Annotated in this window: 22 protein-coding genes; 10 read left to right on the top strand and 12 right to left on the bottom strand. The window is 46.5% G+C overall.

The features are described 5' to 3' along the window. Positions 1-2: 2 nt before the first annotated feature. Positions 3-830, top strand: a complete 828-nt coding sequence (locus EGC76_RS03120) for a glucosaminidase domain-containing protein (protein ID WP_128351558.1) — start codon at positions 3-5, stop codon at positions 828-830. Here EGC76_RS03120 and ttcA read toward each other — a convergent pair. The 10 genes from ttcA to ccoN form a co-directional block, all read right to left on the bottom strand. Continuing rightward, entirely contained in the window at positions 805-1,743 is a 939-nt protein-coding gene (gene ttcA / locus EGC76_RS03115; RefSeq protein WP_128351557.1) for a tRNA 2-thiocytidine(32) synthetase TtcA, read from the bottom strand. The two genes, EGC76_RS03120 and ttcA, sit on opposite strands and share 26 nt — an antisense overlap. Before the next feature lie 38 nt (positions 1,744-1,781). Further along, a complete protein-coding gene (gene uspE, locus EGC76_RS03110; RefSeq protein ID WP_128351556.1) occupies positions 1,782-2,711 on the bottom strand; it encodes a universal stress protein UspE in 930 nt (309 codons plus the stop codon). A gap of 67 nt (positions 2,712-2,778) precedes the next feature. Next, complete coding sequence (locus EGC76_RS03105) at positions 2,779-3,438, bottom strand: sulfite exporter TauE/SafE family protein (protein WP_128351555.1); 660 nt, start codon at positions 3,436-3,438, stop codon at positions 2,779-2,781. After that, positions 3,428-3,610: a cbb3-type cytochrome oxidase assembly protein CcoS gene (gene ccoS, locus EGC76_RS03100; RefSeq protein WP_128351554.1), complete on the bottom strand. Its 183-nt coding sequence runs from the start codon at positions 3,608-3,610 to the stop codon at positions 3,428-3,430. Before ccoS ends, EGC76_RS03105 begins: the two co-directional genes overlap by 11 nt. Beyond that, positions 3,610-6,048, bottom strand: a complete 2,439-nt coding sequence (locus tag EGC76_RS03095) for a heavy metal translocating P-type ATPase (protein ID WP_128351553.1) — start codon at positions 6,046-6,048, stop codon at positions 3,610-3,612. Before EGC76_RS03095 ends, ccoS begins: the two co-directional genes overlap by 1 nt. A 3-nt stretch (positions 6,049-6,051) precedes the next feature. Continuing rightward, positions 6,052-6,549: a FixH family protein gene (locus EGC76_RS03090; protein WP_128351552.1), complete on the bottom strand. Its 498-nt coding sequence runs from the start codon at positions 6,547-6,549 to the stop codon at positions 6,052-6,054. 64 nt (positions 6,550-6,613) lie between these two features. Next, complete coding sequence (gene ccoP, locus EGC76_RS03085; RefSeq protein WP_128351551.1) at positions 6,614-7,561, bottom strand: cytochrome-c oxidase, cbb3-type subunit III; 948 nt, start codon at positions 7,559-7,561, stop codon at positions 6,614-6,616. Next, entirely contained in the window at positions 7,554-7,745 is a 192-nt protein-coding gene (locus EGC76_RS03080) for a cbb3-type cytochrome oxidase subunit 3 (protein WP_128351550.1), read from the bottom strand. Before EGC76_RS03080 ends, ccoP begins: the two co-directional genes overlap by 8 nt. Position 7,746: 1 nt before the next feature. Continuing rightward, positions 7,747-8,367 (bottom strand): cytochrome-c oxidase, cbb3-type subunit II, encoded by a 621-nt coding sequence (gene ccoO, locus EGC76_RS03075; RefSeq protein WP_128351549.1) that lies wholly within the window; start codon positions 8,365-8,367, stop codon positions 7,747-7,749. Between the two features lie 12 nt (positions 8,368-8,379). Then, the gene (ccoN, locus tag EGC76_RS03070; protein ID WP_128351548.1) at positions 8,380-9,843 is read right to left on the bottom strand and encodes a cytochrome-c oxidase, cbb3-type subunit I; all 1,464 of its coding nucleotides are present in this window, start codon (positions 9,841-9,843) and stop codon (positions 8,380-8,382) included. A gap of 223 nt (positions 9,844-10,066) precedes the next feature. Between ccoN and EGC76_RS03065 the strand changes: the two genes are divergently transcribed. The 6 genes from EGC76_RS03065 to EGC76_RS03040 all read left to right on the top strand — a co-directional run bounded on the left by EGC76_RS03065 (position 10,067) and on the right by EGC76_RS03040 (position 17,285). Beyond that, positions 10,067-10,459: a hypothetical protein gene (locus EGC76_RS03065; protein ID WP_128351547.1), complete on the top strand. Its 393-nt coding sequence runs from the start codon at positions 10,067-10,069 to the stop codon at positions 10,457-10,459. 74 nt (positions 10,460-10,533) lie between these two features. Then, the gene (locus EGC76_RS03060) at positions 10,534-11,004 is read left to right on the top strand and encodes an NfeD family protein (protein ID WP_128351546.1); all 471 of its coding nucleotides are present in this window, start codon (positions 10,534-10,536) and stop codon (positions 11,002-11,004) included. Next, positions 11,001-11,930 carry an SPFH domain-containing protein gene (locus EGC76_RS03055; protein WP_128351545.1) on the top strand — a complete coding sequence of 310 codons (930 nt, stop codon included), beginning with the start codon at positions 11,001-11,003 and terminating at the stop codon, positions 11,928-11,930. The genes EGC76_RS03060 and EGC76_RS03055 overlap by 4 nt, the downstream gene beginning before the upstream one ends. 119 nt (positions 11,931-12,049) lie before the next feature. Further along, complete coding sequence (locus EGC76_RS03050) at positions 12,050-13,102, top strand: efflux RND transporter periplasmic adaptor subunit (protein WP_128351544.1); 1,053 nt, start codon at positions 12,050-12,052, stop codon at positions 13,100-13,102. Next, the gene (locus EGC76_RS03045) at positions 13,099-16,185 is read left to right on the top strand and encodes an efflux RND transporter permease subunit (protein WP_128351543.1); all 3,087 of its coding nucleotides are present in this window, start codon (positions 13,099-13,101) and stop codon (positions 16,183-16,185) included. The genes EGC76_RS03050 and EGC76_RS03045 overlap by 4 nt, the downstream gene beginning before the upstream one ends. 95 nt (positions 16,186-16,280) lie before the next feature. Further along, complete coding sequence (locus EGC76_RS03040; protein WP_128351542.1) at positions 16,281-17,285, top strand: CFI-box-CTERM domain-containing protein; 1,005 nt, start codon at positions 16,281-16,283, stop codon at positions 17,283-17,285. Between the two features lie 229 nt (positions 17,286-17,514). Here the strand turns inward: EGC76_RS03040 and EGC76_RS03035 are convergent, their stop codons facing one another. Continuing rightward, the gene (locus EGC76_RS03035; RefSeq protein ID WP_128351541.1) at positions 17,515-17,829 is read right to left on the bottom strand and encodes a helix-turn-helix transcriptional regulator; all 315 of its coding nucleotides are present in this window, start codon (positions 17,827-17,829) and stop codon (positions 17,515-17,517) included. Between the two features lie 8 nt (positions 17,830-17,837). Beyond that, positions 17,838-18,248 carry a hypothetical protein gene (locus EGC76_RS03030; protein ID WP_128351540.1) on the bottom strand — a complete coding sequence of 137 codons (411 nt, stop codon included), beginning with the start codon at positions 18,246-18,248 and terminating at the stop codon, positions 17,838-17,840. A 180-nt stretch (positions 18,249-18,428) separates the two neighbouring features. Between EGC76_RS03030 and EGC76_RS03025 the strand changes: the two genes are divergently transcribed. From EGC76_RS03025 to fabA, 3 genes are all read left to right on the top strand, one after another. Beyond that, a complete protein-coding gene (locus EGC76_RS03025; protein WP_128351539.1) occupies positions 18,429-19,301 on the top strand; it encodes a TraB/GumN family protein in 873 nt (290 codons plus the stop codon). Between the two features lie 64 nt (positions 19,302-19,365). Beyond that, positions 19,366-21,282 carry an AAA family ATPase gene (locus EGC76_RS03020; protein WP_128351538.1) on the top strand — a complete coding sequence of 639 codons (1,917 nt, stop codon included), beginning with the start codon at positions 19,366-19,368 and terminating at the stop codon, positions 21,280-21,282. 103 nt (positions 21,283-21,385) lie between these two features. Further along, positions 21,386-21,898, top strand: coding sequence for a 3-hydroxyacyl-[acyl-carrier-protein] dehydratase FabA (fabA, locus tag EGC76_RS03015; RefSeq protein WP_128351537.1), 513 nt, complete (start codon positions 21,386-21,388; stop codon positions 21,896-21,898). Positions 21,899-21,989 lie beyond the last annotated feature (91 nt).

Below are 21,989 nucleotides of genomic sequence, written 5' to 3'. Positions count from 1 at the left end.
CTATGCGATTTTTGGGATGGAGTTTTGCGGTTTTATTGGTGGCGTTGACAATCTGGTTGCCAACCTTATTCCACGATAAAGCCGAATACTCCGAACAAGTAGTCAGTGAGGTTGTGGTTACTGTGCCAACCATAACAGAAGTGCCTAATTTTAATGACTTTGCCGACGTGCGAGATAAAAAGCAGGCCTTCTTTGGTTATTTGGCGCCTATCGTTAAAGCTGAAAATGCAAAAATTGAAGCAGAGCGAAATAGTGCGCTAGAACTTGAGAACATCACAAAAAACGGCACAAAACTGACTAAGCAACAGCGGCAGCAACTTGAAACGATTGCTTCGCGTTACAATGTTGAAGTTGATTATGATGATTTAGAAGCCACATTTGGGGTGCTGATGCGCCGTGTGGACGTGGTGCCTGAAGCTTTGGTTTTGGTGCAAGCTGCCAACGAGTCTGGGTGGGGCACGTCACGCTTCGCCTTAGACGCCCTGAACTTCTTCGGTCAGTGGTGTTTTTCTCCAGGCTGTGGATTAGTACCAGACTCGCGCGTTGATGGCATGAACCATGAAGTTCGCAAGTTCGATTCGGTCAATGCCTCAGTTCGCAGCTACTTGCGCAATATCAATACGCATCCTGCTTACTTCGACTTGCGTCGTTTGCGGGCGGAACGCCGTAGCGCGGGTGCTGACGTGAGAGCCTTAGATCTCACGCCAGGACTGTTGAGTTATTCAGAGCGCGGCGAAGACTACATTCATGAATTAAATTCCATGATACGTGTTAATCGTCCGATTATTGTTGATGTGCTTGAGCCTAACTTAAATTCAGCACCCGAATAACGCCGGACTCATCAGCAAGACTCTGGCCGTCTTCTTCATCGCGATAATTCAAAAAAGTGGTTGGCGTGCTGTGATCAAACGCAGTATCGCCATCACTATTTTCTTCTCCCGTTGCTTGAATTGATTTGAATTCAAATAACGCGGTATCCGCCAAATGCGAAGGCACAACATTCTGCAGTGCGCTTGCCATACTCTCAATACGCCCGGGATACTGACGGTCCCATTGCTTCAGTAAGTCTTTAATGACTTTACGTTGTAGGTTCTCCTGTGAACCACACAAGTTGCAAGGAATAATCGGGAAATCCATATAGTCTGAATATTTGGTAATGTCCTTTTCGCGCGCATAGGCTAACGGGCGAATGACCACATGCTTGCCGTTATCACTCACAAGTTTTGGTGGCATTGATTTAATCGTACCGCCGTAAAACATATTCAGCATAAGCGTTTCAAGCATGTCATCCCGGTGGTGGCCAAGGGCAATCTTAGTGGCTCCTAACTCGCTGGCAACACGGTATAAAATGCCGCGACGCAGGCGTGAGCAAAGCGAACAAGTCGTTTTGCCTTCCGGTATCTTTTCTTTGACGATGCTGTAGGTGTCTTCTTCAATAATACGGAAATCAACACCTTCTTTGTGCAGGTATTCGGGGAGAATATGCTCAGGGAAACCGGGCTGCTTTTGATCAAGATTCACCGCGATAATCTCAAACTTTATCGGCGCGACGCGTTGCATAAAACGTAGAATATCAAGCAGGGTGTAGCTGTCTTTGCCGCCTGATAAACACACCATGATGCGATCGCCATCTTCAATCATATTGAAGTCTTGAATGGCTTGCCCAACTGAACGGCGAAGTCGTTTTTTGAGCTTGTTAAAGCCTTGCTGATTGGCTTGTTCCGTATTATTTTCTGCGCGCATAAGCACCTTCACTGAAACCGATAAAAAAGCGGCAGCGATTATAGCTTAATTGGCGACACAAATCCTTCCGGTTTTACTGCAAGTAAATCACAGTTGATGGACTCAATAACGTGTTCAGCGGTATTGCCCAGCAATGCAGCCGAAAAGCCTGTACGCCCGATGGTTCCAAGTACAACCAGTTCAGCATCAAGTTCTTCAGCTAATTCAGGAATAACCTGTTCAGGCAAACCTTCTCTAACATGCTGATTTTGAGGTGAGATATGAAAAGGCATGGCATGTTCAGCCAAGGCTACTTTGTGGTTTTCTTGAATCGTTTCGCGGTAATTGGTGGTATCAAATTCGGGAATTTCAGCCGCGATTGTAATGGGAGCGCCCGGAAATGCATTCACCAAGTGCACGTCACTGTGCAAGCATTGTGCGAACTGTAGCGCCGCCTCGGTGACGATGCGGTTTAAGGAACGATGGTGTTCATGTTCGCCGGTGGTATGAATTGCTGCAAGTATCTTCCCGTGTTCGGGCCATTCATGCTCTTTCACCAACAACACCTTGCACGGTGCTTTGCGCAGCAAATGCCAATCAGTTGGTGTGAACAGCAGGGCAGCGAGACCTTCGTGTTCATGGGTGGCCTTAACGATAATGTCGTAGTTGCCTTGCATGGCGGTTTCGATGATGGCTTCAAATGGGCGGTTGTGCCATAAGATATTAACGTCGTAATCGATGTCACGCGTGTTGTAGTCTTCGAGAATATCTTTGACCCAAACTTTGCGATCGGTGATGAGGCTGTCACGCATACTATTGCGCTCGTCGGCCGCTAACATGGTAGTCATTTCATACGAAAAGTCATAAATAGAAAGCATAAAGGTGACATGGGCACCGCTAATACGCGCTAAATGAAGGGCCCGATTCAGTGCTTTTTGCTGCTGACGATCGCCATCTAACACAGCTAGGATTTTCTTTACGCAACTCATAGTGCACCTCTGTTATAACTGTCACTCAATGACTTGAGTCTAGCTAACAAAAGGTTAAACAGCCAAGTTAGTTTATGAGGTGTAATTGACGCAACGCAATAATCAATGTCCACAAGCCGTAAACGATCATTATTGCAGCCATTATTTGTCGAAAACCTTTGGATTTAAGAAATTGCTGTAAGGTATGACTTAACCAACCAAAAGCAAACATTGCAGGCAGCGTACCGACACCGAAAGCGGCCATGTACAGCGCGCCATTCGTGGCGGAGCCACTAACTGCGGCCCAGCTTAATGCGCTGTATACCAAGCCGCAGGGTAACCAACCCCATAGCATTCCAGCACTGAATAGCATTGGATACGAATGATTCGCACGCATGCGTGACGCAAGGGGTTGCAGCTGCCGCCAAAGAGGTTGCCCTAAGCGTTCGAGGTAACGCAAACCGAACCACCACTGTCCCAAATAGAGACCGAATAAAATAAGTATGAACGCAGCAAAAATTCGCAATCCAATTAAACCGTTCTCAGCAAACCCAGCTAGGCTGCCAACGGCGGCACCAATAAGCGCCCCTGCAATGCTATAAGACACAATGCGACCGATGTTATAGGTCAACAGTTGAAAGGTATTTACGCGGCCGGCAAAAGCCCCCGCAATGCCGCCACACATCATGATGCAATGCCCCGCGCCGGCTAGCCCCATGAGTACCGCGGCAAAGATATCAATGGTCATCTTTTTCTGCGTTCTCAGGTTTCTTTTTCTGCGGCTGGTCGTCGAGCAATATATTCATGCCTTGGCGTTCGAGATCTTCAAACTGATCACTGCGAACGGCCCAGAAGAAAACGCCCACAGCTATAAGCACGAATAGAATTGCGATGGGTATTAAAACGTAAAGACTGTCCATTAGCGATATAACCTAAGTGAATTGAGCAATACGATGAGTGAGCTCGCTGACATACCGATGGCTGCAATATAAGGTGTCACGAAACCTGCCATCGCAACAGGCAGAATACCAACATTGTATATTAAAGCCCATAGGATATTTTGTCGCAGTATTGCACGGGCTTTTTGAGTGATAGTGCGAAATTCCAGCAACGCGCTAAATTGATTTCGTAGCAGCACCACATCAGATGCGGTACGCGCTAGGTCAGCAGCATGACCGAAGGTAATTGAAACATCGGCTTGAGCGAGCACCGGACCGTCATTTAAACCATCTCCGATCATGGCCACGGGGCCGTCCTGCTGAGCTTTGGTTAAATGCGCAAGTTTATCTGCTGGCAGGCAGTCTGCAAATACGTGTTGAATACCAAGTTGCTCAGCGACTTGTGCTGCAAGGTTGGCGCGATCTCCGGTGAGCATAACGACACGAATATCAGCCTGTTGCAGTGCTTGCACTGCGGTTTTGGTGTCGTCGCGTAATTTGTCACCAACATAAAATTCAGCCAACACAGCCGTTGGCGTGGCAACAAACACTTGCGCCAAATCCAACGCTGGCGTGAAAGTAGGGTGCCAGTGCTGAATATATCTGAGACTGCCGACTCGAATTGGTGTCGTGGTGTTTGTCGCTGCCGAATGTGGATGCCAAGTAGCTTCGATACCAAGCCCTGATTCATGGTGCACAGCAGAAACTTTTGCCTGTTGATCGGTTAGTTGCTGCAGCGGTGCTGCTAGCGGATGCTCAGAGGTAAGCTCTAACGATTGAACTAAGGCTTTAATCGCTTCAGGTTGGTGCTCTGAGCTATGAAAGTGGGTGGCTTGCAGTGAAAACTCACCGGTGGTTAAGGTGCCGGTTTTATCGACAAAGATGGTTTTAACGTCAGGTAACACTTGTAACACATCTGCGTTTCGCAGCAATATTCCGGATTTATTCAACTTATGAATGGCGCCTGTTACTGCAGTAGGGGCAGCTAAAGCGAGCGCGCATGGACAGGTGGCAACAAGCACCGATAAAGTAACCCAAAACGCTTGCGCAGGGTCGATTACGGTCCAGATTAGGAAGGTTGCTGCGGCCAGCATTAATATGCGCACGACGAATTTACTGGCCATGCGCTCGGCCACACGCGCTAGTTTCGGCTTGCGTGACAAGGCTAAGTCTTGTAGCTCAATAATACTCGCCAATACCGTCTGTTGCTGGGTTGCTGTAACTTTAATGCGAATCGGCTGCGTTTTGTTAATACTTCCGGCAAGTACAGGGTCGCTTTCACGCTTCGTGATCAATCGGCTTTCGCCTGTTAACAAACTTTCATTTACGCCTGCTTGCTGTGTCAGTAGCTCGCCATCAGCTGGGATGGTGGCACCGGGAAGTACTTGAATGATGTCGCCAATTTGCAGTTGACTGACTGGCACAGAGGTTAGTCGAGCTGAGCTATCTTCGCGTTGCGCGATGGCTGGAAGCAGCTTAACCAAATTGGCTGAAGCGCTGATTGCTTTCTGGCGCGCTAACAATTCAAAGTAGCGGCCAACCAACAAAAAAAAGGTAAACATCGCCACCGATTCAAAATACACTTCACCTTCGTTTATGAAGGTTGCGTAGGCGCTTGCACCGTATGCTGACAGCAGGGCAACTGTGACCGGGACATCCATATTGGGTTGCCCGGCTTGAATGCTGCGAATAGCGCCAATATAGAAGGGTTGGGCGCTATAAAGTAATACCGGTGTTGCCATAAATAGGCTTACCCACCACATAAACTGACGCAGCTGTGGGTCAAGATCACTGACAACCCCAAAGTAGAGGCCGATTGCTAGCATCATTACTTGCATGGTGGCGATGCCAGCGACGCCGAGGCGCGTTACAAAGTAGCGCCGGCGTTTCTTGAATGCTTGCTCTTGCGTTGCTGACTGAAATGGTAAAGCGCGATAACCAAGTTCAGCAATTGCTTGCAGAATTTGGCTGAGTTGGAGCTGCTCATTGCGCCAGGCAATTTGCACACGCTCGGTGGTGGCGTTCACCTGAACGCGCTGAACACCTTTCAGGCGCTTCACGTGTTGTTCGATTAACCACGCACAGGCAGAGCAAGTCATGCCTTCAAGGGACAAGCTAATGGTCCGTATTCCGTCGGTTTCGCGTGTAAATTGCTTTTGCAATTCGTTGTCGTCGTAAGCTTTAAGCTGTTGCAACTCTTCTGGAACTAAAGGCACCTGAAGCGGGTTGCTGGTATCTCGATATTGATAAAAGTGCAGTAAATTTTGTTGCGCAATAGTTTCTGCTACAGCCTGACAGCCGTAGCAGCAAACGGAATAGTCATGATCATCAATCGTCACGCTGTAGCCACCGTCACTCGGCAGTGGCTGCAAACAATGGAAGCATTGGCCTTCTGGTGGCTGTGGTAACGATGCACTCATGCATTAAACGCCGTAGGTTAACGGTTTAATTGCAAGCTCTCGGTAGGCGGGTAAATTCACTTGCTGCGAAACACGCCAACTATTGTCGAACGGGGTAATGGTAATGGTCCATTTACCTTCTTGATTGTTGAGCATCTCACCACGGTATAGCCCCTGGCCATCTGCGGTTAAGGTTACCGAGAAATCTTTTTCGGCCAAGGTGCTGTGGTAGAAATTTACTTTCAATGCAGTCAATTGGCTGGGCGCACCGCTCGTGTATGCCAATGTGAATTGTTTATCATTTTGATTAAAGGCAAACTCAATATTGAGCGCTTGGGCTGCTTGTACTTTTTCAACTTCAATATTTATACCGCGGCCTTTTTTGTAATAGTTATCGACAACCATTGGGTTATCACCATAACTACTGGCAACAGTTAACGTGATAACCATAGCAATCACAACTGAAAACGGAATGAGCATTAGGAACCACGGCCAAAACTGCTTATACCAAGGCTTTACCATGCGACATCGACCTCAAATTAATTCTATTTAAAAGAAAAAACCCCGCAGCAGCGGGGTCTTTCGTTTAGTCCTGCGACAGCCCGTATACGTACGAACTTATAACATGGATTTTATCCTCACCGAGGATATCTTTCCAAGCTGGCATCACGCCATTTCGACCATTGCGTAAAGTCTCTTCAATCGCATCTTGCGAACCACCATATAACCAAATGTTGTCGGTTAGGTTTGGTGCGCCAAGCGCTTGATTCCCTTTAGCGTCCTGGCCATGACATGCCGCACAAACCGCAAAATTAGCCTCACCTGCTTTGGCAAGTTCAGGGTCAACTTTACGACCACTTAGACTAATAACATAGGTAGCGAGTTCGGTGATCTGTTGCTCATTGAACTGGCTCTGTGCTGGCATCATACCGTTACGACCGGCAATTAACGACTGTTTGATAGCAGCAGGGGTGCCACCGTAGAGCCAATCGTCGTCAGTCAGGTTAGGGAAGCCTTTACCGCCCATAGCATTTGAACCATGACACTGCGCACAGTTTTGGATAAACAGACGTTGACCAATTTTAACCGCTTCTGGGTCCTGCGAGAGCTCTTCAATGGAACGCTCAGAAAGAGCCGCAAAAACAGGGCCAAACTTTTCTTCGGCTTGATCGATTTGGCGGTCATACTCAACAATCAAACCAGCTTCACGCGCTGCTTCGGTTGCTTGCTTTGACTCTTCCAATGAACGCACGTCTTGGTTTGAGCTGCTCCAGCCAAGCAGACCGGCAAAGTTACCCAAGCCCGGATATAACGCCAGATAGAGAAAGCCCCACACAATGGTGATCCAGAACAATATTGTCCACCAACGTGGCATCGGGTTGTTGATTTCCACGATACCATCAAACTCGTGGTCCATTAACTCGCCTTCTTTGATACCGGTATAATTGGTCATATTCCAGCGTAGAAGCCAGATAATACCGACCAAGAAGGCCAAAGTTAGCACAATTATCCATGCACTCCAGAAGCTACTCATTATTCTTCGACTCCTGTTTAGTAGTGTCCTTGGTTACAGACGATTTTTTATCTTCGTCGAATATAGAGTTGGCCGCCTCGTCAAAACGTTTCTTTTGACCTTTACTGAACGCCCACCAAACTACACCAATGAACAATACGAAAACTAAAACGGTGTAAAAACTACGCCAAGTGATGTAATCCATCTTACTTAGCCTGCGTCAAGCCAGTTCCGAGAACTTGCAGATAAGCAATCAAGGCTTCCATTTCTGTTTTACCTTGCACTGCTGCCTTAGCACCGGCAATTTCTTCGTCGGTATAAGGCGCTCCAAATTTACGGAATACTTCAAGTTTCTTCGCTGTTAATTCGCCATCAAGCGTATTCTCAGCAAGCCATGGGAAGCCTGGCATATTCGACTCAGGAACCACATCTCGTGGATTCATCAAGTGAACGTAGTGCCATTCATCACTATAACGACCACCAACACGCGCTAGATCAGGGCCTGTCCGCTTTGAACCCCACAAATGTGGACGTTCCCAGACATGCTCACCAGCAAGTGAATAATGGCCATAACGTTCTGTTTCTGAACGGAATGGTCGAATCATTTGGCTGTGACAGTTGTTACATCCTTCACGGATATAAACGTCACGACCTTCCATTTCCAACGCAGTATAAGGCTTTAGGCCAATTACTGGTTCGTTGGTTTGCTTTTGGAATAATAGTGGCGTGATTTCGACCAAGCCGCCGATTGAAATAGCAATAGTCATTAATACTGCTAACCAACCAACGCGCTTTTCAACGAAATCGTGTTTAATGTTTTTGCTCATTGAATCGACTCCTTACGCTGATTGAGTAGCTGTTGGGGCAGGCGTATGCTCAACTGCTTCAACATGTTCAACAGTTGGCTTGCCAGCACGAACGGTGCGATACACGTTAACGGCCATCAAGATCATACCCGCTACAATAAATAGGCCACCAACAAAGCGGATGAACCAGAACGGATAGGACGCCACGACGCTTTCTACGAAACTGTAGGTAAGAGTACCGTCAGTCGCATTCACTGCACGCCACATCAGACCTTGCATTACACCTGAAATCCATAGCGCAACGATATAGAGCACCACACCAATGGTATGCAACCAGAAGTGAATGTTGATCCAACGTACGTTGTGCATTTGAGTTTGGCTCCACAAGCGTGGAATCAAATAATACAAAGAGCCGATGGTTATCATTGCAACCCAACCAAGTGCGCCTGAGTGCACGTGACCAACAGTCCAATCGGTGTAGTGCGACAGGGCATTCACCGATTTGATGGCCATCATCGGACCTTCAAAGGTCGACATGCCATAAAATGACAGTGACACGATGAGGAAGCGCAAAATCGGATCGGTTTTAAGCTTATGCCATGCGCCTGATAAGGTCATGATACCGTTGATCATGCCGCCCCATGAAGGCACGAACAATATCACCGACATAACCATACCCAGTGACTGTGCCCAGTCTGGTAGTGCCGTGTAATGCAAGTGGTGAGGACCAGCCCAGATATAGAGTGAAATTAATGCCCAGAAGTGCACAACGGACAAACGGTATGAATACACCGGACGTTCAGCTTGCTTCGGCACGAAGTAGTACATCATGCCTAAGAAGCCTGCTGTGAGCAGGAAGCCTACCGCATTGTGCCCATACCACCATTGCACCATGGCATCGACAGAACCTGCATACAAGCTGTACGACTTGGTGAACGATACCGGAACCACCATGCTATTGACGATGTGCAGTACCGCAATCGTAACAATAAAGCCACCGTAGAACCAATTGGCAACATATATATGTGAGGTGTTGCGCTTAACCAAAGTACCAAAAAATACAATGATATAGGCGACCCAAACGAGCGCGATTAAAATATCAATTGGCCATTCAAGCTCGGCATACTCTTTTGAGCTGGTCAAACCCATTGGCAAGGTAATTACTGCAAGAACGATTACCGTCTGCCAGCCCCAAAAAACGAAACTAGCCAATTTGTCTGAGAATAACGCTGTTTTACATGTCTTTTGAACAATATAAAAAGACGTTCCCATAAGTGCTGACGTACCAAATGCAAAAATTACCGCATTGGTATGCAATGGGCGTAACCTGGAGTAGGTTAGCCAAGGCGTGTCAAAGTTTAATTCCGGCCAGATCAGCTGGGCAGCAATAAATACGCCCACTGTCATGCCAATGATTCCCCAAATAACAGTCATAATGGCGAACTGCCTTACGACCTTTAGGTTATATTCAATCTGTAGTGGATTCGTTTGGCTCATTTTTGTTTTCCGCGTTGATGCTCTGAAAGTTTAGGACAGAGTAACGTGACATATAATAAGGTTGCCTGTCGGTTCCCATGTCGGTAGTTTGACAAACGCCGTTATTTTACGATTTTTACAGCAAGAAAAATAGGCTGAAAACAGGAAAAATGCCCGCTATGCGGGCGCTTGGCGAATTTTTAGACAACTATTTATTTCCTAATTTAAGGTCATTTATACCCACATGAAAACTACGGTCTTTATTTTCGTGCTTTGTAGCCTTGTTATGTTAACCAGTTGTGAACAGCAAGCGCACAAGGTTGAGGATAGTTCAAATAAAAAAATCTTCCATAAAATTGATCCTGATCAACCGCAAGTGGAGCAAGAAATACTTGTGACTTTTGAAGCACCTGAAGCGTATCAACTGCAAATGGGGCGTGTTGAAGGGGTGAATATGTATATGGGGCACATGCCAGTGTCTGTGGTGCAGGTAAGTGCAACCACATGGCAGGCAAAATTTCAGGTAGGTGCCTGTACTGAACCATCAATGCGCTGGCGGGTTAGCATTCCATGGCAGGCGGTTGATGGAAGTGAGCAGGGCGTCTATCAATTCGAGTTTAATACCGAAACTAATTGAAACAATTAATACAAGTGTAAAACTTACGCGCATGATATATTTTTTAAAATAACATTTGGCTACAAGGTGACTACATGTCTATTGCATTACTTTGGATTCTAGTGGGTGTAGTGCTGATTTTGTCCGAGCTCATGCTAACCAGTGTGGTTGCTGTGTTTTTAGGCATTGGCGCAATCGTGACAGGGCTTTTGGTACACTGGGGATTGATTGATGAAATGTCAATTCAGTTTGCGGTATTCGGAACTGTCAGCTTGGTGACATTGCTATTGGCCAGAGGGCGTATAAAGCAATGGTTTACAGGCTATACGGCCGATCATGATGAAACAAAACCCAACTTTCAACGCGACATCGGTGCACGTGTTACTGTGGTTAAAGAGTTTAAACATGGCGCAGGCCGCGTGTTGTTAAATGGGGTGCAGTGGGATGCCTTTTCGGAGGACGAATTGAATGTCGGCGACACCGCTTGGGTGATTGCTAACGAAGGAATTCAACTCACTGTGCAAAAGAAACGGATGCCCGTTCAAACGAAGGAAGGTAATTCATGAATGCTACTTTTAATGTAGAAACTGTCTTAGCACTTGGTTTCGCTATTGCAGTTATTATTATTGTTCTCAAGTCAGCGCGTATTGTTCCGCAGCGTTCTAACTATGTGATTGAGCGGCTAGGTAAATATAACCGTACGCTTGATTCTGGTTTTCACTTTTTAATTCCTTTTATCGACAAAGTTGCCTATCAACATACGTTAAAAGAAGAAGTAATAGATGTTGAACGTCAAGCCTGTGTAACGCGTGACAACATTCAAGTGGGTATCAACGGCGTGTTGTATATTCAGGTGGTTGACGCACACAAAGCCAGTTATGGCATTAATAATTATCGTTATGCAGCGTCGCAACTTGCGCAAACAACGATGCGCTCGGTGATTGGTCAGACGGACCTTGATAAAACGTTCGAGGAACGCGCAAAGATTAATGAAATCGTGGTTCAAGCTCTTGATGAGGCCGCTTCTCCTTGGGGTATCAAAGTATTACGTTACGAAATTTCTGACATTGAACTGCCGCTAAGTATTAAAGATGCGCTGGAACAGCAAATGCGTGCGGAACGTGAACGTCGGGCCGCAATTGCCAAATCTGAAGGCGAACGTCAGGCGATGATTAACGTATCTGAAGGTCAGAAGCAGGAAGTTATTAATTTGTCTGAAGCTGAAAAGCAAAAGCAAATTAATGAAGCGGAAGGCCGAGCACGTGAAATCGAATTGATTGCAGTGGCGACAGCGGAAGGGCTTGGTAAGATCGCCATAGCAATTCAGCAACCTGGTGGCCAAGATGCTGTGAGTTTACGTGTTGCTGAGCAATACGTGAAAGAGTTTGGTAATTTAGCGAAAGAAAGCACGACCCTCATTTTACCTGCACAACTTGCTGATATTGGCAGTGCGGTTGCAGGGCTCACTGAGATTATTAAGAAAAAGAATTAACGCAGTTTCCCTTTCCAGCGTACCTAGAAGGTCGTTCATCGAGGATGAGCGACCTTTTGTGATCAATTTTGCCAATATATACCTATAAAGCACAATCATTTTCATTGGGATACTAATTCATGCAGTTGTTTAATCGGTTCGTGATTATCGGAAGCTTCATTGTTATAAGCCTAGGTGCACCTTTGAGTGCATACGGCCAGCAGTGGGGTGGCGGTGATCGAGCAGCATTGGTGGTGATGCAACCGGTGGGATTTGAACGTGTGCAACGTAATGTTGAATCTGTTGGTTACGCTGAAGCGCTGCGCTCAGTAGCACTTTATCCAGCGGTGGGTGACTTGGTGTTATCGGTAAACTTCAAGCCAGGTGATCGTATTGAGGCGGGAGATGTATTGGTTCGTTTAGATGACCGCCAGCAGCAAGTTGACCTTGAGCGAGCGCGTATTCAACTTGAGGATGCTGAACGCACTGTTAAACGTTTAACAACGAGCCGCCAGCAAGGCGCAATCTCACAAAGTGAACTCGACGTGGCCGTAACTGCACGAGACCTATTGAAAGTTGCGGTACGTGAAGCTGAAGTTGCTTACGAAGATCGTCAAGTGCGCGCGCCCTTTGCCGGGGTGGTAGGTATAACCGACGTTGAAGCTGGCGATCGTATTACTGAACAAACGATGATTACAACGTTGGATCAACGTGATGAATTGTATATCGATTTTAATGCTCCGGAAGTTGCAATTGAACTGTTACAACAGGACGCAGAATTGATTGTACGCCCTTGGACGAGCCGTAACACTGATATACCTGCGGAAATCATAGACATTGACTCGCGTGTTGATGTCACCAACCGAACCATTCGCGTGCGCGCAAAAATTGATAATAGTAATGATTTGTGGCGTCCGGGCATGAGCTTTCGGGTAGCTTTGGCCTATCAAGGCGATAGCTATGCGGTTGTACCTGAAGCAGCGTTAATGTGGAGTGCCGATGGTGCCTACGTGTGGGTAGAAAAAGAAGGCAAAGCTCAGCGTGTAGAAGTAAACATCCAGCAGCGCCTTGAAGGTCGTATTTTAGTGACTGGAAATCTGCAACTGGGCGATAACCTCATCGTTGAGGGGGTACAAAGCATTCGCTCGGGGCAAGCGGTTCGTGATGTAACGGACGCGGAGTCAGAGTCATGAAATTTGCGCCTCAACTGAACGATTTACCGTCGTTGGCGATTCGCCGGCCAATCTTAATTATTGTTTTAAATTTACTGATTATCTTAGCCGGTTACGCTGCTATTAATGGCGTTGAAGTACGCGAGTTACCTGATGTTGACCGTCCTATAGTTACCGTTTCAGGAAGTTTCCCTGGGGCCGCGCCTGAAACCGTTGATACCGAAGTAACGAGTCGGCTTGAAGGTGCTGTGGCGCGCGTCAGTGGTGTCAAACAGATTCGCGCTTCAAGCGAAGAGGGTAGCTCACGCATCGTGGTTGAGTTTAGGCCCGGCATTGACCTTGATAATGCGGCCAATGAAATTCGTGAGGCAGTAAGCCAAGTACAACGGCAATTGCCAGAAGAAGTTGAAAACGTTGCAATAATTAAAGCAGACAACGATGCTCAATCGGTAGTTTCACTCGCTATCTCAAGTAAAACACTTGACTTAGAAACGCTTACAGAACGCGTTGAAACCGACCTTGCACCGAACTTTTTGAGTGTACCGGGGGTTGCCGATGTTCGTTTAAATGGCGATAGAGAGCGGGTTTTGCGGGTGGTTTTAGATCCCTTGAGGCTTGCCAGTTACGAACTTACCGTAACGGATGTGGCAAACGTGCTGCGTCAAGCACCGTTTGATGTGCCAGCAGGTAGTTTAAAGTCCACCGATCAACAATTGATCGTGCGGGCCGATGCCAGTTCCATCTCGGTAGACGATGTGGAAAATATTGTGGTGCGCGACACTACCCGCATTGGTGATGTGGCCACGGTGTTTTTTGGTCCCGCCGATGCAAACAGCATGGTTCGCCTTGATGGCAAACCAGTAATCGGCTTGGGTGTGATTCGTCAAGCGCGGTCCAACACCATTGAAATTTCAGATGAAGTGCTTGCCTTAGTTGAGAAGCTTAAGTTGCAGTATCCGGAGCTTGAAATACAAGTTACCTCGGATGATGCTAAATTTATTCGTAGCTCGGTGGAAGAAGTCTTTATTTCACTGGCTTTGACCATTGCCTTGGTGGTGGTCACGCTTTGGGTGTTTATTGGCTCTGGGCGCGCAACAATCATTCCTGCCTTGGCAATACCTGTTGCACTTATTGGTTCGATAGCCGTTATTTGGGTGCTGGGATTCTCTGTCAATATTCTGACCTTGCTGGCCCTGGTACTTGCAACGGGCCTTATCGTCGATGACGCTATTGTCGTTTCTGAAAACATTCAGCGCCGCCGTAGTTTAGGGCTTGGGGCTCGTGCCGCTGCGGTTATTGGTACTCGTGAAGTATTCTTTGCGGTCGTGGCAACAACGGCCGTGCTCGTTGCCGTTTTTGTGCCAATTGCATTTTTGCCTTCAACAGCAGGGCGACTGTTTAGAGAATTTGGCGGGGTGCTGGCTGCAGCTGTCATCATTTCATCATTCGTCGCGTTGTCTCTGGTACCGGCATTGACCGCTCGATTACCACTTAAAGCTGCGAAGGAAACAAAGCTGCAGCGCTTTGGCACAAAATTACGCGATGCGTATAGCAGAACCTTACATATCGCGCTAGATAACGCTATTTGGGTATTTTTAGCAAGCTGCATTATTGCGGCCGCTGCCGCATATTTGTACTTCCAGGTCGACAATGAATTAATGCCTGACGAAGACCGCGGTACAATTCGTATCTTCGCGCGCGGACCGGACGGTGTAGGCATCGACTTTATGGATCGTCAGGCCCAGCAAATGGAAGAGATTTTGTTGCCATACGTTAACGGCGGGGCGGTTGACAGTATCAACACCGTGGTTGGCCAATGGGATCCAAATTTGGTCTTCATTACCGTGCGCCTAACGGATTGGGAAGAACGCGACAAAAGCCAGCAGGATATTATTGATGAAATTAGTGGGCCGCTGAGCAAAATTCCAGGCGCACCAGCCCGAGCTTTTGGCTCAAACAGTCTGAATCTGCGTGGCCAAGGTGGCGGCTTAGAGTTTGCCTTAACCGGTGAAAACTATGCGGAAATATTCCGAGCAGCACAGAAATTCACCGCTCGACTGCAAGAAGAATTGCCCGAAGTGGGGTATCCACGAATTTCATATCAGCCAACGCAGCCGCAGTTGAGGGTTAATATTGATCGGAAACGTGCGGAAGAGCTGGGAGTGCCATTAAGTGATATTTCGACCACGCTGCGGGCAGCAATTAATGGATTGGATGTTACTGATCTGAATATCGGTGACCAAGCTGTGCCTATTATGTTGCAAGCACAACGCAGTTTAATTCGTGATCCAACCGATATTATGAACCTGTATGTTGGTTCCCGGGAAACCGGTCTGGTGCCGCTGTCGAGTTTAACCACCATTACCGAAGAAGGCGTTCCAGCCGAACTTGAGCGTCGTGCACAACGCCGCGCAATTGAAGTCGATATGGAACAGCCTACCTCGATTCCATTAGAAGATGTGGTTGCGCAATTACGTCAATTGGCAGCGGATGAGCTTCCCAGTGGCATTGGCTTGGTATTACTGGGTGAAGCTGAGGCCTATGAGGAAACATCTCGCGAAGTAGCACTGACGTACATACTTGCTTTTATTATTGTATTTTTGGTACTTGCTGCTCAGTTTGAAAGCGTTAATTCAGCTGTCGTGGTTATGGCAACCGTTCCATTTGGTATTGCCGCAGCGTTTTTCGCGCTATACGTGACAGGTACATCAATCAACATCTTTTCGCAAATTGGACTGGTGATGCTCATAGGTCTGATTGCGAAAAACTCAATTCTCTTGGTTGAATTTGCTGACCAATTGCGCGACCAAGGTCAACATGTGCGTGAGGCAATTGAAAATGCGGCTGAAATTCGCTTGCGTCCTATCATGATGACATTAGTATCAACGCTACTGGGTGCGCTGCCGTTAATTTTATCGATGGGCGCGGGAGCTGAATCACGCAACTCTATCGGCTGGGTAGTATTTGGTGGGTTAGCCTTTGCGGTGCTATTTACGCTATATTTAACGCCTGTAATTTATCTGGCTTTAGCACGCTTTACGAAGCCACGTGCTGATGAAACAAACCGCTTAGAAAGCGAAATGGAAAAGGCAGGTGAAATGTAATGAAAGCCTTTGCGGAGCGAGTTACCCAATAAAAACTGGCACTTACGTTTAACTCATCTAAACTTATCCCGTCTAAAAATTTGGATGGGACCACTATGTATTCACGACGCTTTCCTCGATTAGCCGCAGCCTTAACACTCTGCGGCTTATCTTCAGCGGCTTACGCACAAGAATCTCTGCCTTTATGTGAAACAACGATTAAAGAAGGCGCATTCATTTCAGAAGCGACCTTATATGAAGACGAGTATGATTACGTTTATGTGAGTATTTGGATTTCGCGTCAACTGAAAGATGGCACGACCATCGTAACAGACGATCCAGAAGCTGATTTTATCTCCCAGGTTGTTAATGCTTCAACGCTTAAGTTTAAATTCAATTACGATTCAAATGCCGATGGCGAGTGGGGGTATAGTCCACAAATGGGCCAGCTGTGGTTGCCTGGATTTTACACAACAAACGACCAAGGCGAGCGTTTAGAACATCAGGTGCAGGTACAAAGTTTTCGCGTTAAAAATACCGACTACAACGTAACAACCGATGCCGAGCATAACGGCAATTTTATGTACGATTATGAATTACCTCGTGATGCAATTACTGCAATGAACAATTTCTGGGTCATGAATGAGCCAGTGCAGGTGATTATGTCATTGTCTCCAAATTCGCCAAGTGCTTATGTTACGGTTGATGATGCCGGTTGGCTGAAATTCAGTGAGCGAATTAATTCCAGCACCAAAGGGTTAATGGACGATTACCTGGCTGAGAAATGTGACCCCGAATACGCTTGCTTTTTTACAACGGCAGCGGTTCATAACATTGGTTTAAACGATGACTGTTGGGAACTTAGCTATTTAAGAAGATTTAGAGATACTGTTTTACAACGTACCGATGCAGGCCGACGTGCTATCGAAATCTATTATCAACAAGCGCCCAAAATTGTTCGCCAAATAGAACGACGCACCGATGCGAAATTAATTTGGTTAAAAACCTACTGGTTAGGTGTATTACCAACAGCAGCTCTTGCTCAACTGGGATTAAACGGATTGGCCGTTAAATATTATGAAAGATTATTTAATACATTACAGAAATTAGCCCATTCATAAAATCGTGCGCTACGTGAAATCTATCCGAGTTTGCGTAGCGTAACCGCCAAATATTTAAAAAACAGGCTTATTTTCCATAAAAGTGTAAGTCATCACTTGTTCTAGTACTCATTCATATTAGCTCATTTAACATAATATACATTATGCGAAATTAATAATGGGTGTAAAAAAGAGGCCGCAGGCGAATTTCCCACGGCCTCTCTTTTGTTTGATTTACTGCTGTTAGCTATTACGGATTCGCTAGAAACGTCACAGCAGCGCCTATCGCCATACCGAATATTAGAATCCCAACATAAACAAGCCATTGCGTACCCAATACCGCACGTTGCAGTTGTTGATCATTTTTACGCGGTACAACAAATAATTCTTCTCGTGTAATTTCAAAAACAGCGCAAAGTGCCGATAAAGTTTCAGGAGCTGCGTTGCCGTCTTTCTCGATGCGTTGAATGGTTCTTAAACTTACACCGCATGCTTCAGCTAAGTGTTGTTGAGTCCATCCGTGCTGGCTTCTAAGTTCTCGAACCTTTCGAGCTTGAATATCCATGTCTGCCCCTACACGAAAAGTTTTACGAGGTATGCGCTCAGCGCACCAAAAACTAGGCCTGCGGCAAACATGATAAAGAAGGTTTTCCAACCTAATTTGGTGTTATTAATTGCCATAGCGTGTTCATTGGTTTCAACATGTTTGTCGTCGATATATAAATGACAGGCAATTTGTCCTTTCCATATACTGACAACGTCAAACACAACACGGTACTGGTGACCATCAAGCTGAAATTCGTGCCCGCTCTTGAAACGCCAGGAAAGCTTCGTAGAAACCTTGCTGTCATCCACGTATATCGTTTCACGGCCACTAAACCCACTGGCGTGTGCTGCTATTTCATGGTTGTTATGGGTGAAATAAAACCAAAAGCCATTACGTAGAATGTCTAACATGCCAACAGTTTGTTCGTCTTTTTTCATTTGCTTATTCCTAGGTGTCGATAACAAGTTAGATGTAAGTTACCGATAATCCTGCACAACCGTGACGACATTTAGCGGACAGTCATATAATTTGTCGCATCTGTCGTATTCGTGTCGTATTAAGTCCGTCATGGTATATTGTGCCATTCAGGCATATGATTCAACTGGGGTTATCCGGCTATGCGCTATTTATTTGTTGTTACTTTCGCACTTTACTTTGCCGTTCTGACACCGGCACAAGCGAACATATTTTTTAAGGTTTCTCATCCCGACCACCAACCTACTTCGTATCTTTTCGGTACCATGCATATGGTTTGCGGTGTTGAAATCGCAACGCCTGAGCCGGTTCTTAAAGCGTTTGAAAGTTCCCAGCAACTTGTTGTTGAAGTCAATTTAGCGGAGCCAGAGCAACAATGCGCGCTGCAACAGAATGTGTTGCAACAGCCGGCAGATTATCTAGAGCAACTATTGAATGACTCTGAGTATTTGCGATTAAAGTCGCTTGTTGAGGACGAGTTAAACCTACCGTTTCAACAGATATCTGCGCTACGGCCAGTGTTTTTAAGTGCCCTATTTCTACAAAACTATCTGGAATGTGCAACCGCGCCATTAAGGCTGGATGAATTTTTTACAATTCAGGCAAACCAAGCCCAAAAAACGATTGTTGGACTGGAGTCTGTGGCCGAGCAGATTTCACTTTTTGACACCATTCCACTCGATTTACAAGTCACCTCATTGTTTGAGTTGGCCACTGAGTCAGCCCAAAGTAAGCAATCGTTACAGCAGCTTGAGCAAGCTTATTTAACGGGTAACGGTGACGAAGTTTATCAACTTATTCAAGATCAAGATGACTTTGGTGACTATCAATATGGGCTGCTTGATCATCGAAATGAGCAATGGCTTGAGAAACTTCCGAAATTGCTGGCAACCCAATCCACTTTTATTGCAGTCGGAGCTGGTCATTTAGGCGGTTCAAACGGGCTTGTCGCGTTGTTAGAAAGCGCGGGATATACAGTTACCCCTATTCAAGTCAGTTTTGTTATTCAAGATTAAGGGAATGCGTGGCGAGCGCCACTTACAGTGGTATCATGGGCTGTAACTCAAAGGGAGACAAAGAATGCGCATTGCTGCGGAAGCACTACAACCACAAATAACCGAATGGGCCAAACAACGGCCAGCCACCTCAACGCCTAGTGCGTTAGTTGGGCAGCAACGTGCGCTGTCAGCACTGCAGCAGGCTTTAAGCATAGCCGGTCGCTATGCACATGGATTTATTGTAACGCCCGCCGGCATGCGCACGCTTGATGTACTGAACGAAGTTCAGAATGAACAACACTGGTTACATGCCAATAAATTTGACTGGGTATATGTCGCAAATCCAGAAAGCGCTTATCAACCGCTTTGCGTAAACTTGCCATGCGGAAAAGCCAACGATTTTCTCATTAAACTCTGGGAATTTTTACAGGCAGATGTTTCGGTACGCGGCCCGTTGAAAGACTTTATTCTGGAAACTTATACCAGTGAACGCGTCGCGAAGTATATTGCGTTGATTGAAGATAGAACCTTTGACGATTTGCCCGGTTCTGAACTGGCGACCGTTATTGTAACTCACGATGAACATGAGCCGTTCATGTTGTGCGATCGTGTCACTGAATCGACGCTGTTTGGTAGCATTCGGTTGCAAAGTGTTGAAGGAACTATTTCGTCCGATCTTCACCTCATTGAAGCTGGAGCGGTACTAAAAGCCAACGGTGGTGTGCTAGCCATTGATGCCGAAGAACTTTTAATACAACCGGGCTTGTGGCGTAAATTAAAATATATTCTACGCACCAGTGAATTTGATTGGGCGCAACCAGGCGACGCCAACATCGCGGCCTATTATCAGCCCGAGGCTATTCCCGTGCACATTAAAGTGCTACTGCTCGGCGAGCGAGAGATTTACGCCCAATTGCGGGAACTCGATCGTGATTTTGATAATTTGTTTCCCTATTTAGCTGACTTTTCGTCACATTACTCGCTGCAAAAAGCGCCATTGGCGCCCTACTTTGACTACTTAAGCTATGTTGTGCGCGAAGCCGCTGTGCAGCCATTAGCTGCCGATGCATATTCCGCATTATTTAAATTTGTAACGCGTATTACCGATTTTCAAACAGAGTTGTCACTCGATACCATCGCAATTATGCAGTTACTACGTGAAGCTTGTGCGCTGGCGACCAAGGCGCAGAGTGCGGAGATAACCGGTGAACATATTCGCCAAGCACTTGCACAGCGAGACCAGCGCGATGGCTACATTGCCGAGCTCAGCCGTCGCTCTATTCTTGAAGGGCAAGTTTATATTGCCACCGAAGGTGAAGTTATCGGCCAGATTAACGGCCTAACCGTTATTACTGCAGGCGGTCATGAATTTGGCGAGCCAACGCGAATAACAGCAACGGTGCATTATGGCGATGGCGATATTATCGACATTGACCGAAAGTCTGAACTGAGTGGCAGTATCCATACCAAAGGTGTAATGATTTTAAGTGCGTATATCGCCAACGTATTTGCTCGCAATGAAGCCATGGCGTTGTCAGCGACCATTGTATTTGAGCAGTCCTACCATGAAGTTGACGGCGACAGCGCGTCGCTGGCTGAACTGTGCTGCTTGCTGTCGGCTTTAGCAGAAGCCCCCATTCAACAAGGTTTGGCGATTACTGGTGCGGTTGATCAGTTCGGCCGTGTACAAGCAATTGGTGCCGTTAATGAAAAGATTGAAGGTTATTTCGAGCTTTGCCGTATCCGGGGCCTGACTGGTCACCAAGGGGTAATTATTCCTGCTGCTAACTTGAGCCAGCTCAACCTTGGTGATGACGTTATCAAAGCTGTGCAAGCCAATCAATTTCATGTGTTCGCAATAGAACACGTTGGCCAGGCCTTGGAATTACTGACACAATCTGAGCAAAAACAACTATATGCGCGCATTGAACAGCGCTTAAATGAATTGCAGCACATAGACCGCGAGCTGCCATGGTGGCGTAAATTTATTGCACGATAATACTTGTCGGACTTGTTAAGCGTACACGTGTTCGCTAATCTACGCGAGAAACCTCACAATGATTAGCGTTTCCTAATGATTGACGCAGCAAAACAAGGTACTTATGAAACAAAATAGCTTTACTCGCGAAGAGCTCTTAGCCTGCTCACGCGGCGAAATGTTTGGCCCTGGCAATAGCCAGCTCCCTGCCCCTAATATGCTCATGATGGACCGTGTCTTAGAGATTACGGAAGACGGCGGAGCATATGGTAAAGGGTATATTCATGCCGAACTGGATATAAACCCCGACTTATGGTTTTTTGACTGCCACTTTATTGGCGACCCGGTCATGCCCGGTTGTCTTGGGCTCGATGCGATGTGGCAACTAACAGGTTTCTTCTTAGCCTGTTTAGGTGGCCCTGGTCGCGGTCGCGCGCTTGGTGTTGGTGAAGTCAAATTTACTGGACAGATTCTCCCTTCCGCCAAAAAAGTAAGTTATTTCATTGATTATAAACGTGTTTTGAAGCGTTCATTATATATGGGAATAGCTGACGGGCGGGTTGAAGTCGACGGTAGAACTATCTATACCGCAAAAGACTTAAAAGTTGGTTTGTTTACTGACACATCAACTTTCTAATAAATGCAGTCTGTATAAATGTTAAAAGCCCGCTAATTTTTGGCGGGCTTTTTCATTGGTAGGATTAATTTTCCACTCAACATGTGGACGG

The organism is Pseudidiomarina gelatinasegens (assembly GCF_004025325.1).
Taxonomy (GTDB): domain Bacteria; phylum Pseudomonadota; class Gammaproteobacteria; order Enterobacterales; family Alteromonadaceae; genus Pseudidiomarina; species Pseudidiomarina gelatinasegens.
The sequence above is the reverse complement of the archived record's forward strand: the minus strand, read 5'-3'. Positions and strand labels throughout refer to the sequence as shown.

What these genes read in the sequence shown, in the direction of transcription:
- EGC76_RS03120 (WP_128351558.1), top strand. Translation starts at nt 3, where the DNA reads ATGCGATTTTTGGGATGGAGTTTTGCGGTTTTATTGGTGGCGTTGACA.
- ttcA (WP_128351557.1), bottom strand. Translation starts at nt 1,743, where the DNA reads ATGCGCGCAGAAAATAATACGGAACAAGCCAATCAGCAAGGCTTTAAC.
- uspE (WP_128351556.1), bottom strand. Translation starts at nt 2,711, where the DNA reads ATGAGTTGCGTAAAGAAAATCCTAGCTGTGTTAGATGGCGATCGTCAG.
- EGC76_RS03105 (WP_128351555.1), bottom strand. Translation starts at nt 3,438, where the DNA reads ATGACCATTGATATCTTTGCCGCGGTACTCATGGGGCTAGCCGGCGCG.
- ccoS (WP_128351554.1), bottom strand. Translation starts at nt 3,610, where the DNA reads ATGGACAGTCTTTACGTTTTAATACCCATCGCAATTCTATTCGTGCTT.
- EGC76_RS03095 (WP_128351553.1), bottom strand. Translation starts at nt 6,048, where the DNA reads ATGAGTGCATCGTTACCACAGCCACCAGAAGGCCAATGCTTCCATTGT.
- EGC76_RS03090 (WP_128351552.1), bottom strand. Translation starts at nt 6,549, where the DNA reads ATGGTAAAGCCTTGGTATAAGCAGTTTTGGCCGTGGTTCCTAATGCTC.
- ccoP (WP_128351551.1), bottom strand. Translation starts at nt 7,561, where the DNA reads ATGAGTAGCTTCTGGAGTGCATGGATAATTGTGCTAACTTTGGCCTTC.
- EGC76_RS03080 (WP_128351550.1), bottom strand. Translation starts at nt 7,745, where the DNA reads ATGGATTACATCACTTGGCGTAGTTTTTACACCGTTTTAGTTTTCGTA.
- ccoO (WP_128351549.1), bottom strand. Translation starts at nt 8,367, where the DNA reads ATGAGCAAAAACATTAAACACGATTTCGTTGAAAAGCGCGTTGGTTGG.
- ccoN (WP_128351548.1), bottom strand. Translation starts at nt 9,843, where the DNA reads ATGAGCCAAACGAATCCACTACAGATTGAATATAACCTAAAGGTCGTA.
- EGC76_RS03065 (WP_128351547.1), top strand. Translation starts at nt 10,067, where the DNA reads ATGAAAACTACGGTCTTTATTTTCGTGCTTTGTAGCCTTGTTATGTTA.
- EGC76_RS03060 (WP_128351546.1), top strand. Translation starts at nt 10,534, where the DNA reads ATGTCTATTGCATTACTTTGGATTCTAGTGGGTGTAGTGCTGATTTTG.
- EGC76_RS03055 (WP_128351545.1), top strand. Translation starts at nt 11,001, where the DNA reads ATGAATGCTACTTTTAATGTAGAAACTGTCTTAGCACTTGGTTTCGCT.
- EGC76_RS03050 (WP_128351544.1), top strand. Translation starts at nt 12,050, where the DNA reads ATGCAGTTGTTTAATCGGTTCGTGATTATCGGAAGCTTCATTGTTATA.
- EGC76_RS03045 (WP_128351543.1), top strand. Translation starts at nt 13,099, where the DNA reads ATGAAATTTGCGCCTCAACTGAACGATTTACCGTCGTTGGCGATTCGC.
- EGC76_RS03040 (WP_128351542.1), top strand. Translation starts at nt 16,281, where the DNA reads ATGTATTCACGACGCTTTCCTCGATTAGCCGCAGCCTTAACACTCTGC.
- EGC76_RS03035 (WP_128351541.1), bottom strand. Translation starts at nt 17,829, where the DNA reads ATGGATATTCAAGCTCGAAAGGTTCGAGAACTTAGAAGCCAGCACGGA.
- EGC76_RS03030 (WP_128351540.1), bottom strand. Translation starts at nt 18,248, where the DNA reads ATGAAAAAAGACGAACAAACTGTTGGCATGTTAGACATTCTACGTAAT.
- EGC76_RS03025 (WP_128351539.1), top strand. Translation starts at nt 18,429, where the DNA reads ATGCGCTATTTATTTGTTGTTACTTTCGCACTTTACTTTGCCGTTCTG.
- EGC76_RS03020 (WP_128351538.1), top strand. Translation starts at nt 19,366, where the DNA reads ATGCGCATTGCTGCGGAAGCACTACAACCACAAATAACCGAATGGGCC.
- fabA (WP_128351537.1), top strand. Translation starts at nt 21,386, where the DNA reads ATGAAACAAAATAGCTTTACTCGCGAAGAGCTCTTAGCCTGCTCACGC.